Origin of the sequence: Williamsia muralis (assembly GCF_002735905.1) — a bacterium.
GTDB lineage: Bacteria > Actinomycetota > Actinomycetes > Mycobacteriales > Mycobacteriaceae > Williamsia > Williamsia muralis_A.
Genome location: NZ_PEBD01000010.1, coordinates 1,175,413 through 1,189,515, shown reverse-complemented (window position 1 = coordinate 1,189,515; position 14,103 = coordinate 1,175,413). Strand labels below are relative to the sequence as shown.

At 66.8% G+C, this 14,103-nt stretch carries 14 protein-coding genes; 5 read left to right on the top strand and 9 right to left on the bottom strand.

The window, feature by feature from the left end; genetic code table 11:
• Positions 1 to 13: 13 nt before the first annotated feature.
• From CSW57_RS19040 to typA, 4 genes are read right to left on the bottom strand one after another with little or no spacing between them, the layout of a single operon-like run.
• Entirely contained in the window at positions 14 to 397 is a 384-nt protein-coding gene (locus tag CSW57_RS19040; protein ID WP_099384121.1) for a facilitated glucose transporter, read from the bottom strand.
• On the bottom strand, positions 397 to 1,269 hold the full coding sequence (gene mshB / locus CSW57_RS19035) for an N-acetyl-1-D-myo-inositol-2-amino-2-deoxy-alpha-D-glucopyranoside deacetylase (protein ID WP_099384120.1): 873 nt from the start codon (positions 1,267 to 1,269) through the stop codon (positions 397 to 399). Before mshB ends, CSW57_RS19040 begins: the two co-directional genes overlap by 1 nt.
• A gap of 16 nt (positions 1,270 to 1,285) precedes the next feature.
• Positions 1,286 to 3,262 carry an ABC transporter family substrate-binding protein gene (locus CSW57_RS19030; protein ID WP_099384119.1) on the bottom strand — a complete coding sequence of 659 codons (1,977 nt, stop codon included), beginning with the start codon at positions 3,260 to 3,262 and terminating at the stop codon, positions 1,286 to 1,288.
• 48 nt (positions 3,263 to 3,310) lie between these two features.
• Positions 3,311 to 5,221, bottom strand: coding sequence for a translational GTPase TypA (gene typA, locus CSW57_RS19025; protein WP_099384118.1), 1,911 nt, complete (start codon positions 5,219 to 5,221; stop codon positions 3,311 to 3,313).
• 173 nt (positions 5,222 to 5,394) lie between these two features.
• Between typA and CSW57_RS19020 the strand changes: the two genes are divergently transcribed.
• Complete coding sequence (locus tag CSW57_RS19020; RefSeq protein WP_033335720.1) at positions 5,395 to 5,577, top strand: hypothetical protein; 183 nt, start codon at positions 5,395 to 5,397, stop codon at positions 5,575 to 5,577.
• On the opposite strand, the gene CSW57_RS19015 is transcribed toward CSW57_RS19020, so the two are convergent.
• From CSW57_RS19015 to CSW57_RS19000, 4 genes are all read right to left on the bottom strand, one after another.
• A complete protein-coding gene (locus CSW57_RS19015) occupies positions 5,549 to 5,965 on the bottom strand; it encodes a (deoxy)nucleoside triphosphate pyrophosphohydrolase (protein WP_099384117.1) in 417 nt (138 codons plus the stop codon). The genes CSW57_RS19020 and CSW57_RS19015 overlap by 29 nt on opposite strands.
• The gene (locus CSW57_RS19010; RefSeq protein ID WP_099384116.1) at positions 5,958 to 7,004 is read right to left on the bottom strand and encodes an ABC transporter ATP-binding protein; all 1,047 of its coding nucleotides are present in this window, start codon (positions 7,002 to 7,004) and stop codon (positions 5,958 to 5,960) included. The genes CSW57_RS19015 and CSW57_RS19010 overlap by 8 nt, the downstream gene beginning before the upstream one ends.
• 1 nt (position 7,005) lies before the next feature.
• Positions 7,006 to 8,550: an ABC transporter permease gene (locus tag CSW57_RS19005; protein ID WP_099384614.1), complete on the bottom strand. Its 1,545-nt coding sequence runs from the start codon at positions 8,548 to 8,550 to the stop codon at positions 7,006 to 7,008.
• A gap of 95 nt (positions 8,551 to 8,645) precedes the next feature.
• A complete protein-coding gene (locus tag CSW57_RS19000; protein ID WP_099384115.1) occupies positions 8,646 to 9,677 on the bottom strand; it encodes a thiamine ABC transporter substrate-binding protein in 1,032 nt (343 codons plus the stop codon).
• Between the two features lie 290 nt (positions 9,678 to 9,967).
• On the opposite strand from CSW57_RS19000, the gene CSW57_RS18995 reads away from it, so the two are divergent.
• The 4 genes from CSW57_RS18995 (at position 9,968) to CSW57_RS18980 (ending at position 13,831) form a co-directional block, all read left to right on the top strand.
• The gene (locus CSW57_RS18995; RefSeq protein WP_370623986.1) at positions 9,968 to 10,777 is read left to right on the top strand and encodes an Rv1157c family protein; all 810 of its coding nucleotides are present in this window, start codon (positions 9,968 to 9,970) and stop codon (positions 10,775 to 10,777) included.
• Positions 10,778 to 11,021: 244 nt separating this feature from the next.
• Complete coding sequence (locus CSW57_RS18990; protein WP_099384114.1) at positions 11,022 to 11,888, top strand: hypothetical protein; 867 nt, start codon at positions 11,022 to 11,024, stop codon at positions 11,886 to 11,888.
• Positions 11,889 to 11,920: 32 nt separating this feature from the next.
• Positions 11,921 to 13,093 carry a lipase family protein gene (locus tag CSW57_RS18985; protein WP_143696582.1) on the top strand — a complete coding sequence of 391 codons (1,173 nt, stop codon included), beginning with the start codon at positions 11,921 to 11,923 and terminating at the stop codon, positions 13,091 to 13,093.
• Between the two features lie 51 nt (positions 13,094 to 13,144).
• A complete protein-coding gene (locus tag CSW57_RS18980; RefSeq protein WP_189339321.1) occupies positions 13,145 to 13,831 on the top strand; it encodes a lysoplasmalogenase in 687 nt (228 codons plus the stop codon).
• Here CSW57_RS18980 and CSW57_RS18975 read toward each other — a convergent pair.
• A complete protein-coding gene (locus CSW57_RS18975; RefSeq protein WP_099384111.1) occupies positions 13,818 to 14,033 on the bottom strand; it encodes a PspC domain-containing protein in 216 nt (71 codons plus the stop codon). The two genes, CSW57_RS18980 and CSW57_RS18975, sit on opposite strands and share 14 nt — an antisense overlap.
• Between the last annotated feature and the right edge of the window lie 70 nt (positions 14,034 to 14,103).

The following is a 14,103-nucleotide window of genomic DNA, read 5'->3' as shown; positions in this document are numbered from 1 at the left end:
CCCGGCTGCCCGGTCATTCCCTGGCCCCCGCGACCGGAGTGGTCTTGCCGGTGTCGGCGGCGGGCAACAGTCCGGCGTACGACACGAATGCGGGAACTCCCACACCCAGCCCCAGCAGCGCGAATGCTCGCCAGTCCTGAGGCATCAGCGCATCACCCCCGGGGCCACTCGCGGTGGCCACGAAGAAGGCGAGACCGAACGCGATGAGAGCACCGAATCGGGCCGTGGTCTCGGTGAGCGTCGCGCAACACCACAGCAGCACACAGTTCGCAGCGGCCGCCACCACGGCGCTGATCGGCATCTGTACGGTGCCGATGGTCAGCTGGAGGAACGCCACCGAGGCGATCCCGACCAGGAATCCGTCCAGCCAGAGGAGAACCAGCAGCGCCCTGCGCATCACAGCCCCCCGAACAGGTCCGGCTCACGGCCTCCCGGCCCCGCAGGCCCCTGGACCCCGGACACCAAGATGTAGTGTTCCTCGGCGAAGATGGGCTGAATGATGTTGTTGGACAACGCGTACTCGGTACCCGACGCCGACACCGTGACCTGTGTCGCATGAGCGGCAAGTGCCCGGACCTTGTGGTCGTACACCTCTCGCACGTCGATGGCCGTCGTGACCTCGGCATCGGGATGGCTGGGCAGCTCTCCCGCCAGCGGCATCCGCCAGCCCGAAGGCACCCGCGTCTGCGCAGAGGCCAGCCCGTCGGCAAGCGCCGATTCCTCGGTCACCGTCCAGTAATGCTTGCTCACCGTCCACGGCCGGGTCTCTGACGCTGCCGCGAGCTCGATGGCCCGGGCGCAGATCGCATGTACCTGGATGTGGTCAGGATGCCCGTAGCTGCCCACCGGGTCGTACCCGACGAGGACCTGCGGACGCGTCTGACAGATCAGCTCGGCCAAGACCTCGGCCGGTACGGTACCGGCGCCGATGAATGCCCGCGTGTGGTCGTTCGACGGCGCCCCGGCCATACCCGAGTCACGCCACCGGCCGGCGCCGCCCAAGAACACCGGTGCGAGGGATTCGGCCGCCGGAGCGCTCAGCTCCGCCAGGGCCCGGGTCAGTTCGCTGATCCGGTAGCCGCCGAGCTGATCGGCACCGCCGTCTGCGGCCAGACCACTCCACTGTTCCCCGATCACCTCGCCCTCCTCACCCAACGTGCAGGTGACAACGGTGACCTCGGCTCCGTCGGCCAGGTACTTCGCGATTGTGCCGCCGGTGGTGATGGTCTCGTCGTCGGGATGGGCGTGCACGAACAGCAAACGGTTCAAGGTGAGAGTTCTCTTTTCAATTTCCGGTCTGCTGCTGCCAGCCCGCGGACCCACCGAAGATACCCGTCTGAACCGGCCCGGTGACAGGTGCGCCGGTCACAAGCGGCGAAACCGCCGTGGTGAGGACGTCCTGATAGACGGGCAGATACACCGATTGGTCGTCGAGGAGTCGCTGGGCGCCGCGGAGATCCTCGGTGGGGTCGTCAGCCGAGATGGCCCGCGCCGACAGAGCCTGCAGTGCCGGGTCGCACAGACCGGACACGTTGCTGGTGTACCGCGGTTCGGTGCGCTCCTCGGGTGCCTGCGACGAACTCGACGCCGATTCGGCGGGGCCGGGAGAGGGTGTCGCCGACGGGCTGGGTGCGGGTTCACCCGAGGTCGATGTCTCCGTGGTCGCCTCGGTACTGAGGCATTCGGTGTTCGATGCCAGTGCGGTGGCGGGCGACTCGCCCGCGCGGCTCCAGCCCACGACGATGTCGACCTGACGGCCGGTCAGAGCCGAGCTGTAGAGGTCGGCGGTGGACAGGCTGACGGTCTCGGCGCGGATACCACTGCGGCCCAGCTGGTCGACGATGTTCGCGGCCGCGGCGCCGGTCCGTGGATCGCCGCTGACCGAGGCAACCCGCACGATGAGGGGTTCACCGTCCCGCTCCACCTGCTGGACGCCCACTGGCAGGCGGGGCAGATCCCCGGCTGGGGTCTGCGGGGTCGATGTGCCCGACACGTCGGACGAACCGGGTGCAGTGGTCGTGGTCTCCGTTGTCGTCGAGCCCGGCGCATCAGACGGGATCGATTCGTCCGACGGAGTCGGCGGCGGCTCGGCCAGTCCCCGGCGATATCCGGCGGCCGATATCCACTCATCGATCTGCTGAGGGGTGGCCACCGCGCGCGGAACGGGGTAATAACCCGGGTCCGATGGTGCGTACACCGAGTTCATGGCCGGCAGCACCTCGGTGTCGTCCGCGCCGGCGTAGGTGACGAGCTGGGTGTCGATGGAACCGAGCACCGCCCGCCGCAGGTCCAGATCGGCCATCGAGGCGGTCCGGGTGTTCACCGTGATCCCGAGCGTGCGGGATTGGGCCACCTTCCCGGTCTGGACACCACCGATACTGCCGAGGTTGGCGCCCAGGGCCGGCCCGCCGCTGATCGCGGCGACGCGCGTGTCGCCTGAGCGCATCGAATCCGCCACCTGGCTGATGGTGCCGGCGCGCCGGAGGGTCAGCCGATCGACGATCGCCGGCTTGAGCCAGAACCGATCGTTGCGGATCATCCGCACCTCGTCGCGACTGTGGTCGATGCCGCTGATCGTGAAGGGTCCTCCGGACGCCGGGAAGCCGCTGTCCATGCCCGACTGGAAGCCGCCGGGAGCGCCCTTGAGCACATGCGACGGCAGGAGGTCGTTGAACAGCTCCCGCCATGCCGGGTACGGCGCCGCGAAGGTAGCGGTGACCTCTTTGCCACCGCCGCCGCTGCGGACATCGGTGATCAGCCGATATCCGGCGGGCGCGGTGACGTTGGGTTGACGTGACATCTGCTGCCAGAGGTAGATGAAGTCCTCTGCGGTGATCGGCAGCCCGTCGGACCACTGGGCGTCCTCGTGAATGCGGTAGGTGATCGTGAACGGCGCTGTGCCGGTCACCTCCGCGCTGGTGAGCAGAGCCGGGTCCATCACCCATCCCACCCGTGGGCCGTCGGCGACCGGCCGGAACGAACTGGGCAGCGTCATCGCCGCGACCGCCGTGGTCACCGCCGACTGGTCCGCGGCCAGGTGCGGGTTGAAGCCGATACCGATCGAGTCGGTGGCGACGTACAGCACCTGACCCGACGGCTCGGTGGGCTCGGGCGGAACCGAATTGGTCTGCTGCACAGGGGGCGGCGGGTCGGCGACGCACGCCGTGACGAGCATGAGACACGCCGCGACGAGCCCCAAGCACCTCAGCGCAGTGAGCGCCTTGGTATCCAACCGCGGTTGTCCGGCAGCGTCGCCCGTCATCAACTCCCCGTCGTCGATCCTTCGCCCGATGTCAGCTCACACAGCGAGTCAGCTGACGCTCTGGTTGCGGGCCTTGGTCTTCGACCGCTCACGTGCGCGGGTGTTCGAGTCGAGGTTGACCTTGCGCACCCGGACGACCTCCGGGGTGACCTCGACACACTCGTCGTCGGTACAGAACTCCATGGCAGCCTCGAGTTCGAGCTTGATGGGCTTGGCGAGGGTCTCCATCACATCGGCGGAGGACTGACGCATGTTGGTCAGCTTCTTCTCCTTGGTGACGTTGATGTCGAGGTCCTCCATGCGCGGGTTGATACCCACGACCATGCCCTCGTAGGTGTCGGCGCCCGGCTCGACGAAGAACGTTCCCCGGTCGGCCAGCTGGATCATGGCGAACGGCGTGACCGTTCCGGCGCGGTCCGAGACCAGCGAACCGGTGTGGCGGGCGCGGATCTCGCCGGCCCACGGCGCATAGCCGTCGAACACCGCGTTCGCGATGCCGGTGCCACGGGTCTCGGTCAGGAAATCGGTGCGGAATCCGATCAGACCGCGCGAGGGAACGACGAACTCCATCCGGACCCAGCCACTGCCGTGGTTGGCCATGTCGCCCATCCGACCCTTGCGGGCGGCGAGCAGCTGCGTGACCGCACCCAGGTACTCCTCGGGTACGTCGATCGTCAGGTGCTCGAACGGCTCGTGCAGCTTGCCGTCGACCTGCTTGGTGACCACCTGCGGCTTGCCGACGGTCAGCTCGAAGCCTTCGCGTCGCATCTGCTCGACAAGGATTGCCAGGGCGAGCTCACCACGACCCTGGACCTCCCAGGCGTCCGGACGACCGATGTCGAGGACACGCAACGACACATTGCCGACGAGCTCGCTGTCGAGGCGGTCCTTGACCATGCGGGACGTGAGCTTGTGGCCCTTCACCCGACCGACCAGCGGCGAGGTGTTGGTGCCGATGGTCACCGAGATGGCCGGCTCATCGACCGTGATCCTGGGCAGTGCGATCGGATGATCGACGTCGGCGAGGGTGTCGCCGATCATGATCTCCGGCATGCCGGCCACGGCCACGATGTCGCCGGCGACGGCGGTTTCTGCCGGGGTACGCGCGACGCCGACGGTGACGAGCAGTTCGGTGATCTTGGCGCGCTCGGTGACGGGCTCGCCGTTGACCTCACGCAGCCAGGCGACGGTCTGGCCCTTCTTCAAGGTGCCCGCGTAGAGGCGGACCAGCGCGAGTCTGCCGAGGAACGCCGAGGCGTCGAGGTTGGTGACGTGGGCCTGCAGCGGCGCATCCAGATCACCCTTGGGGGCGGGCACGTAGGAGAGCAGCACGTCGAACAGTGCGTCGAGGTTCTCCCCGTCGGGCACCTGGCCGTTCTCCGGAGCGGTGGTGCTGGCGATACCCGCACGACCCGAGGCGTACAGGACCGGCAGATCGAGGGCGAGTTCGGCGGCCTCGGCGGCTTCGTCGTCGACGTCGGACGCGAGGTCGAGCAGGAGGTCGTGGCTCTCCTCGACGACCTCGGCGATACGCGCATCCGGACGGTCGGTCTTGTTGACGACGAGGATCACGGGCAACGACGCGGCGAGAGCCTTACGCAGCACGAACCGGGTCTGCGGCAGCGGACCCTCGGACGCGTCGACCAGGAGCACAACACCGTCGACCATGGACAGGCCGCGCTCCACCTCACCACCGAAGTCGGCGTGGCCGGGGGTGTCGATGACGTTGATGACCACTTCGGTGCCGTCGGGCTGACGACGGTGCACCGCGGTGTTCTTGGCGAGGATCGTGATGCCCTTTTCCCGTTCGAGGTCGCCGGAATCCATCACACGATCGACGAGTTCGGCGCGTTCCTCGAAAACGCCCGATTGCCGCAGCATCGCATCAACCAGGGTGGTTTTCCCGTGGTCGACGTGCGCAACGATCGCGACGTTGCGGAAATTGGGGGCAGCAGTCACTGAAGTTCTCCGGACGTGAAGTGGGCATGTCAAAAAGGTCGAGCGAGGTGCTCAGACCAATACAGGGTATCCGGTACCCCGGTGAGAGCGCCGTCACAGGACACATCGACTCCTGAATTAAGGTGGTGCTAACCTAACTTTTCCGGGTACGTACCGACGCGAAGAGGTCAGCAGTGGGCAAGAAGAAAGCCGCAGACGTCTGCAGCATGAAGGCGAAAAAGAAGTGCTGCCGATCGTCCACCCGGTGCCTGCGCTGCCCCGTGGTGATCCACAAGATGCAGAAGTTCGCTGATCAGGGCATGTCCAACAAAGAACTCACCAAAGCCCTCAAGAAGGTTCGTTCCCGCGCTGCCTGACCAACAGTTCAACCAGTTCATCGAGCCAGGCAGCGTCCGCAGGCACGAGTTCACCCCGCGCCGCCATCGACTCGAGTTCCGGCGTCTCGACCCACCGCACGGCTGAGTGTTCCGCCGGCCGGGGCGACCCCTTGATCAGATCAGCGGCCAGCGCCACCAGGACGAGGTCGGCGCGCAGCGGTACGGGGTCCCCGAGTTGCCGACCGACCCGTACCTCGATGCCGAGTTCCTCGCCGAGTTCGCGGCGGAGGGCTTGTTCACGGGTCTCCCCCTCCTCGACCTTTCCGCCCGGCAGTTCCCACAACCCGGCGACCTCCGTGGGATAGGTCCGCTGGGCGAGCAGCAGACGACCATCCCCGATCACTGCCCCGGCGACGACTTCACGCATCGGCGTCCTCCGTGCTGTGTTCGGTGATGACCGCAAGCCGGTGTGCGTCGAGCGCTATCGCCATCCGATCTCCCAACGACACCGCAGCACTGCTCACAGCATCGACGTCGATTCCCGCCACCGACAGCCGCACTCGTGTCCCCTCCGGCAGCGATGCCACATGCCGCACCGTTCCGACGGGCGCCGACTGCCCGGCATCGGCGAGCGGTACGGCCGTGACAGCGTCCGGCCGTAGCCCTATTCGCACTCGCCCATCGGGAACATCCAGCGCAACCGCGCCGAGGTCGCTGTCCAACACACCCGCGCGAACGGTCCCTTGGAAGATGGTTGTGCACCCGATGAACCGGGCGACCCGGTCGTTTCGCGGTGCGCGCCACAACGACGCCGGGTCGTCGTGCTGGATGATCCGGCCCCGGTCCATGACGGCGATGTGGTCGGCCATCAACGCCGCCTCGGTGTGGTCGTGGGTCACCACGATGGTGGGAGTGCCTGTGGCGTCGATGATCTCGGCGATCTCGACGGCGAGTCGTTCACGAAGTTGCCGATCGAGGGCCGAGAGGGGTTCGTCGAGCAGCAACAGGCGAGGACGAGGGGCAAGAGCGCGCGCCAGGGCCACCCGCTGCTGCTGCCCACCCGACAACTCGGCGACCTGCCGGTTCCCGTAGCCGGAGAGGTCGACCAGGTCCAGCATCTCGGCCACTCGGGTGCCGGTGGCATCTTTACGCCAGCGCCGGGCACGCAATCCGTATCCGATGTTGTCTGCGACGCTGCGTCCGGGCAGCAACTGTCCGTCCTGGAACACCACCCCGAAGTCGCGCCGATGGGTTGCGATCGGCGCCAGATCCGCTCCGTCGAACGTGACCGTGCCGGCGGTCAGTGGTTCCAGGCCGGCGATGGCGCGGATGAGGGTGGATTTGCCGCATCCCGACGGACCCAGCAATGCCGTGATGGCCGATCCCTCGGTGCCGATCGACAAGCTGAGGTCGTCGAGGACGGTTTCAGACCGGTAACCGACTGTCACGGACGATAATTGGAGCATCTCAGAACTCGCCTCCCCGTTCTTCGCGACGGACGACCTCGATCAGGGTGACCACCACGGCGGTCACCACCAGCATCATCACCGAGCAGGCCATCGCGGTCGCGAAGTTGCCCGACCCGGGCCGGGCAAGGGACGAACCGATCAGTACCGGCACCGTTGTGGTGTCGGGACGAGCGACAAAACTGGTCGCCCCGAACTCCCCGAGCGCGATGACAAAAGCGAAACCCGCTGCAGCGCACAGTGCTCGCCTGATGACCGGGAAGTCGACGGTCCACCACACCCGCCACGGGCCGGCTCCCAGGGTGGCCGTCGCCTGACGCAGCCGCCCGTCGATCAGTCCCATGGCCGGCACGAGGATCCGGATGACCAGTGGGCATGCGATCAGGGCCTGCACCGCGGGCACGATGGCCGGCGAGGTGCTCACCTCCCGCGGCATCGCCGTGAGGACAACGAGGTACCCGAGGCCGACGGTCACCGCGCTGACCCCCAGCGGGAGCATGGTGATCACCGTGGCAGCACTGCCCGACCATCCCCTCGCCCGGGAGATGGCAACGGCGCCGGCAAGACCGAGGACCATCGCGATGACCGTCGCCCACGTCGCGCTGAGCAGCGAGTACCGCATGGTGTCCAGTGGTGTCTGACCGTTCACCGACTCCGACAGCGCCCGGTAACCGTCCAGATTCCAGCTCCCACCGACGGTGGGTCGCACCGAGCGCAGCACCAGGATTGCCGGCGGGGCCAGCAGGATCACCCCCGACACCCCGAGGATCGAGCCGATCACCGGCCACTCACGGCCGCGTGGCCGCCTGCGATACCGCGGAGCAGCTGTCGCGCGGACCCGGCGACCGAGGATCGCGCTGAGCGCGACCACCACCGCGACCACGACGATCTGGACCATCGAGAGCGCAACCGCAGCAGGTAGCTGGAAGAAACCGATTGCCTGCCGGTAGATCTCGGTCTCCAGCGTGTTGAATCTGCCGCCACCGAGTATCAGGATGACCCCGAAGCTGGTCGCACAGAAGAGGAACACCACTGATGCCGCAGAGGCGATGGCCGGGGCCAGCGCGGGCAAGGTGATCGTGCGGAACACGCGGACGGGTCCGGCTCCGAGAGTCCGGGCGGCCTGCTCAGAGCGAGGATCGATTCCGGACCACACCGACCCGACCGTGCGCACCACCACTGCGACATTGAAGAACATGTGCGCCAACAGGATTGCCCAGACCGACCCGGCGAGATCAAGGCCGGCGAGCGGGCCGCGATTACTCAGCAGAGCCGAGAAAGCCACGCCGACAACAACAGTGGGCAGGACAAATGGAATGGTGACGAGCATCCTCAGCAGCAGCGCACCTCGGAGTTCATAGGTGGACAGCACCCACGCGAGCGGAAGGCCGATCAGCAGGGTGAGGACTGTGGACGCGGCCGCCTGCGCGACGGTGAACCAGAGCAGATGTGCGGCGTTGGCGCCATCGAGAAGCTGCCACAGGTTCGACGCGGAGCCGTCGGCGAACGCCCGCTCCGCCAACGCCACGAGTGGCCAGCCGAACATCACCGCCACGAACACCAGCGGGGCGGCGCCCAGCGCCGTCACCGCCACTCGGCCGGCAATGGCCGGATGTGCCGGCCGAGCCGTCGGCACCTCGATCAGCGGCCCATCACGGTGCGCCACTCCTGTTGCCACGCTTCGCGGTTCGTCGCGATTTCATCGGCGGGCATGGTTGCGGCGGACTCGGGCTCGGGAGCGTGCTCAGCCCAGTCGGCCGGCAGGGGTGTTCCTTCACGGACCGGGTAGACGTACATCGACTCGGGAAGCGCCGCCTGAACAGGCTCACTGATCAAGTAGTCGATGACCTTCTTGGCGCCGTCTTCGTTCGACGCGCCGCGCAGCACGCCGGCGTACTCGATCTGCTCGAAGCAGGTGTCGAGCAATGCGGTGGTGGTGGGGAGAAACGCGGGCGACGATGCGTAGGAGACGACGATCGGCTTGGAGCCCTTGCCCTCACCCGCGGTGAACTCCTGGTTGTAGGCCTCGGTCCATCCGGGCGCGATGGCCACCTCGTTGTCGCGCAGTCGCTGCCAGTAACCCTGCCATCCGCCGTTCACCCCATCCGGGTTGGCGGCGATGGTCGCGAGCAGGAACGCCATTCCCGGTGATGACGTGGCGGGATCCATCGCGACGGTCAGCCCGCGGTACCGCGGGTCGGTGAGGTCGGCCAGGTTCCGGGGTGTGGGCAGGTTGCGGTCGGCGAACCAGGTGTTGTCCACGTTCACGCAGACGTCTCCCCGGTCGACGGCGGTGAGCAGGTTGGGGGGAGGCAACGCGTCGTCGGCGGGTCCGAGGGCGTTGTCGGGGCTGGTGTACTCCACCAGGGCGCCGGCGTCGACGACCCGGGAGGCGAAGGTGTTGTCGATGCCGTACACGGCGTCGCCGCGAGGCGAGCCGGCCGTGAGGGCGACCGATGAGGACAGCTGACCCGCATCGGCTTCTTTGACCACCTTCAGGGTCAATCCGGTCTGGTCCTCGAAGGTGGCCAGCAGTTCGTCCGGCAGCACAAACGAGTCGTGGGTGAGCAACACCACCTCATCGCTTGTGTCCGAGTCGCCACAGGCGCTCAAGGCGGTCGTGGCGACCGCGGCAGCGATCAGCGCTGCTACGAATTGATGTCGTCGACGCATCGAGCCTCCAGAGGTGCGGTGGTGCCTGGTCATCAATGATCTAACCAGGCACTCGACGCACCGCTCTCGCCCAGTGCGCGTGGCCGTGGCCCGAACGACACATAACAATTGTGTCTCCAGCCCCATGAGTCACTCCAGTAACACGCTATGGTCCCCTGGCGACAGAAATCGATTCTCGCGGCGCGTCCCCCCTGTTGGCGGGATGGTCACGGAACGGTTACCGTCAGCACGGCGATTTACACACCAGCCGTCAGATCGCGGGCAATCAACGCAAGATGGGACACCACACAGTGCTATTCAGTGAGCCGACAGGTCGCAGCAGCAAGCGTTCACGCAAGCCGTTGCCCAACCTTTCCGCCCGCCGGGTCGTCACGGCCGTCGCGATTGCCGCCAGCGCTGCGCTCGCACTGCCGGCCACGGCCTCTGCCGCACCGGCCCCGGCGCCGACACCCAAGGTCAGCGAGGCCACACTGCAGTCGCTGGGCGCGTTCGTCCCGGCGATCATCGGTTCGGCCGCGACCCCGGGCCCCGACGGCAAGGTCAATGCCGATCTGATGGCGAACGCCAAGACCCTGGCAGCCGACTCCGGACTGCCGCCAGACCTCGCGAAGATCTGGGATCGTGTCATCAGCTTCCTCGAGGGCACCGGCGGTGGCGGTCCCGCCATTCCCACCGGCCCCGGCGCACCCGTGATCCAGCAATTCCTCTACCCGACCCTGGGCAACGGGTGCATTCCCGGAGGCAACTCCGTGGGCACCGCGCTCGCGACCGCAGGACCGCAGCAGGCACCCGCTCCCGGTCCCGCTCGCGGCGAAGCCGGCTTCGTCTACACCAGCCTCGGCACCGGGCCCGCATTGAACAACAAAGAAGCCCCCCTGACCGTGGCCTGGGTCAACATCGACACCGGCAAGACCGGCCAGCAGAGCCTGCAGCGCAACGAGAAGATCAACGTCGCCGAGGGCCCCGGAACTTTCACCACGATCGCGAAAACCGGTAAGGGCCGGGTCATCTCGGCCATCTACGGCAATGTCACCACAAAGACCGAGGGCAAGGTGGTCAGCTGCACCATCATCCCGACCGTCGGCTTGATGAACATCTAGCCCTCCCCCGCACAGCAACAGGCGTCGACCATCTGGTCGGCGCCTGTTTCTTTTACCATTGCGAACAGTCTTGCCGAGATCCGTTGACCCGCAGGAAAACCGGAACGGTAGCAGTTGCATCACAGGTCAGCGTCGCAGCTTGCCTTCTCCTTGAATCACATGGTTGTGTGTAACAAGCGCACCATTGGCCACATCTGTCACACGAGTAACAGGTGGCCCATAATCTTCTCTTCAAGGGGGAACCATGCCCAGCTCACCAATGCTTCGCCGAGGCGTCGCCGCACTTGCGATCGCAGCGTCCGGGGCGCTGCTGATGCCTGCCCTGGCGACGGCCGAGCCCGCGGCACCGATCGACACGACCCTCACCGCTCCGAAGCACACCCCCAGCGACGCCGAACTCACATCGGCGATCGGAACGTTGAAGAAGACCTCGGGAGATCCGACCGCCCTGGCCGCGGCGAAGGCACTCCTGGGCGGAACAGGTCAGGTGCCGACCGAGGTCGCCGGCACCGCGGCCACGCCGGCAGCTGACTCCTCGGACATGTTCGGCCTTCTCGCCGAGGCCAACGAGAGCCTGCGCAAGCTCGGCATCCAGAGCTTCATCAACCCGTCGGCGGCCTTCAACTGCACAGCCCCGACCGAATCCAATCCGCTCGGATTGGTCCCCGCAGTAGGTGGGGCGATTCCGGGCCCCTACTTCCTGCCCGGGCTGAAGCTTCCCGAAGGACTCGACGCCAACCTCATCAAAGACGGTGAGACGCTCTTCGGCTTCTTCCCGGCCGGCATCACTGCCGACGGCGCAGCCACCGGAATGCAGGTTGCCTGGTTCAACGTGAACACCCTCAAGGGCGGTTTCGCAGACATGGCGCCGGTGGGCACGACGATCGTCGACCTGCTGATGAAGAACGTCCCCGCCTCCTTCCCGGCCGCAATCCGCACCGCGATCGCCGAGCGCATCTCGGCTGTGGTGAACAACGTCAGCGTCAAGGGTGCCCGCCTGGCACCGGTTGAGACGGGCAACGGCACAGTGTTGTCCGCAGTCTTCGGCACCGTCCAGAACGGAAACCGCAGCTGCTTCTTCTTCCCGATGATCGGGATCACCCAGGCGTAGCTCGGTATCAGCGTTTTCTTGTAGGAGAAGTCATGAAAAGTGTTCACACACAAGCACTGCGACGAATGAGTGTCAGCGGTCTGACCGTTGCCGCCCTGGCCGCGACCGTGGCCGCCGCGATCGGGACCGGCGTCGCAGCCGCCGCGCCGACCGCCACGTCGGGCACCGTCCACGCCAACATCGGTCTGCCAGACGATCGCTGGGTCACCGGCGCCGGCAGCGCCGACCGCTTCACATACTGGACCACCGCGGCCGAGAATCGGAGCGAGATCAGCAGTGCCGCGGTGTACCTGCCGAGAGGCACTGCGCCCGAAGGCGGCTGGCCGGTGATCGCATGGGCGCACGACACCGTCGGCCTGGCCGACAAGTGTGCGCCGTCCTGGTCGGGCAAGACCGAATCCGCCGCCCACTGGAACGACATCACCCCCTGGCTCCGCAAGGGCTACGCCGTGGTCGCCTCGGACTACGCCGGTCTCGGTGTCGAAGGGGCCACGCCGGACCTGCAGGGCGACATCAAGGCACGCAACATCGTCGACGCGGTCAAGGCCGCCCACGACATCACCCCGGACCTGTCCGACGAGTGGATCGTCAACGGGAACGGCAGTGGGGCGACCTCGGCGCTGGCGACTGCGCGCAACGCCATAGCGTGGCAGGGCCCAGAGCTCGACTTCCGGGGCGCGGTGACCACCAGCGTGCCGGCCAATCTGGGCGAATTGGTGCTCAGTGCCGGACCGGGTTTCATCCCCGTGCCGCTGCCCACCGATCTCACCGCCGAGGTGCTCTACGCGATCGCCGGTATTCGCGGCTCGTACCCGGAGCTCAATCTGAACTCCTACCTCACCACCGAGGGCAAGGCACTCGTGGACAAGGCCCTCAAGGTGTGTTCCGCCGAACTGCAGCGCTCGGTCGCCTCGACCGGAATCAACGAGTTGTTCACCAAGCCGGTCGCGTCGATCCCGAACATCAGGCCTGTCGTCGACGCCTACCTCGGTGTCCCCGACCGCGGCTACGACAAACCGGTGTTCATCGGACAGGGTCTGCTCGACACCACGGTTGTGCTGCCGTACACACTCGACTTCATCAACAGGGTGCAGGCGTCGGGACAGAACGTGACGGTCCGGACGTATCCGTCCGACGGTCAGGGCACGGCTGCGGCCGCATTGCCTGATGCCTCAGGGTTCGTCGAGAGACTCTTCGCGGGCTGACCAGACATGCGGGTGTCCGGCTGGAAGTGTCCGGAGCGCAAAGCGTTTGCGGTGACCACCGTGTTGGTGGCGGCAGCGGGAGCTGTTCGCCACCGGCCGGTGGTCGCTGTCGTCAAGCCGGCAGCGCTGGGAATGTTGGCGATCACCGTTGCTCGCGGCACGAGGCGACGGGCACCGACGGACAACGCATTGCTGGCCACCACGATCATCGCCTCGGCAGCCGGTGACTACTTCATGTATCGCGAAGAGTTCGCCGAAGGTCCAGGCAAAGACCGGCACATACAGACCGGCGCGACCATGTTCGGCGCGGCACACCTGGCCTACCTGGGTCTGTTCACCCGGCACGGTGCCCGGCCGACACGTCGACGACTGCTCCCCCGGTTCGCGGTGATGAACGAGGTTGCCGCACTGCTGATCCTGAACCAGCCCAGGCTGCTGCCCGTGCTCGGTACCTACGGAGCCGCCTTGTCGGTGATGGCGGCCACGGCCGCCGACCCGTACCTGTCCTCGGGCACACGAGGCGATCCCACCCGCCGACTGGCAACGGGTGGGATCTTGTTCATGCTGTCCGACGCGATCTTGATGAATCGCCGGTATCTGTTGCGCGGCAACCTCCCACGCGCGATGAGCGAGGCAACCGTGCTGTCGACCTACTTCGTCGCGCAGATGTTCCTGCTCGACGGCGTCGACTCACTGGCCCGGCGGCGCCACGCCGCGGGCATCGTCAGACCGGCGTGACCCCGCCGGCGGGGGCGGTCTTGCCCTGCATCGGCATCACCAACCAGAGCGCCAGGTAAACGACCAGCTGCGGCCCCGGCAACAGGCACGAGACCACGAATGCCACGCGCACCGCATTCACGTCCCAGCCGTACCGTCGTGCGATGCCGGTGCAGACGCCTCCCAGCATCCTGCCCTCGGAAACCCGAACCAATTCGTCCATGTCATTCCTTTCTGTTCAGTCCCCCAGCGACACCGAGCCGCTCTCACCTGTCCCAATGTATGGACGTCGA

What these genes read in the sequence shown, in the direction of transcription:
- CSW57_RS19040 (WP_099384121.1), bottom strand. Translation starts at nt 397, where the DNA reads ATGCGCAGGGCGCTGCTGGTTCTCCTCTGGCTGGACGGATTCCTGGTC.
- CSW57_RS19030 (WP_099384119.1), bottom strand. Translation starts at nt 3,262, where the DNA reads ATGACGGGCGACGCTGCCGGACAACCGCGGTTGGATACCAAGGCGCTC.
- CSW57_RS19015 (WP_099384117.1), bottom strand. Translation starts at nt 5,965, where the DNA reads ATGCGTGAAGTCGTCGCCGGGGCAGTGATCGGGGATGGTCGTCTGCTG.
- CSW57_RS19010 (WP_099384116.1), bottom strand. Translation starts at nt 7,004, where the DNA reads ATGCTCCAATTATCGTCCGTGACAGTCGGTTACCGGTCTGAAACCGTC.
- CSW57_RS19005 (WP_099384614.1), bottom strand. Translation starts at nt 8,550, where the DNA reads ATGTTCGGCTGGCCACTCGTGGCGTTGGCGGAGCGGGCGTTCGCCGAC.
- CSW57_RS19000 (WP_099384115.1), bottom strand. Translation starts at nt 9,677, where the DNA reads ATGCGTCGACGACATCAATTCGTAGCAGCGCTGATCGCTGCCGCGGTC.
- CSW57_RS18990 (WP_099384114.1), top strand. Translation starts at nt 11,022, where the DNA reads ATGCCCAGCTCACCAATGCTTCGCCGAGGCGTCGCCGCACTTGCGATC.
- CSW57_RS18985 (WP_143696582.1), top strand. Translation starts at nt 11,921, where the DNA reads ATGAAAAGTGTTCACACACAAGCACTGCGACGAATGAGTGTCAGCGGT.
- CSW57_RS18975 (WP_099384111.1), bottom strand. Translation starts at nt 14,033, where the DNA reads ATGGACGAATTGGTTCGGGTTTCCGAGGGCAGGATGCTGGGAGGCGTC.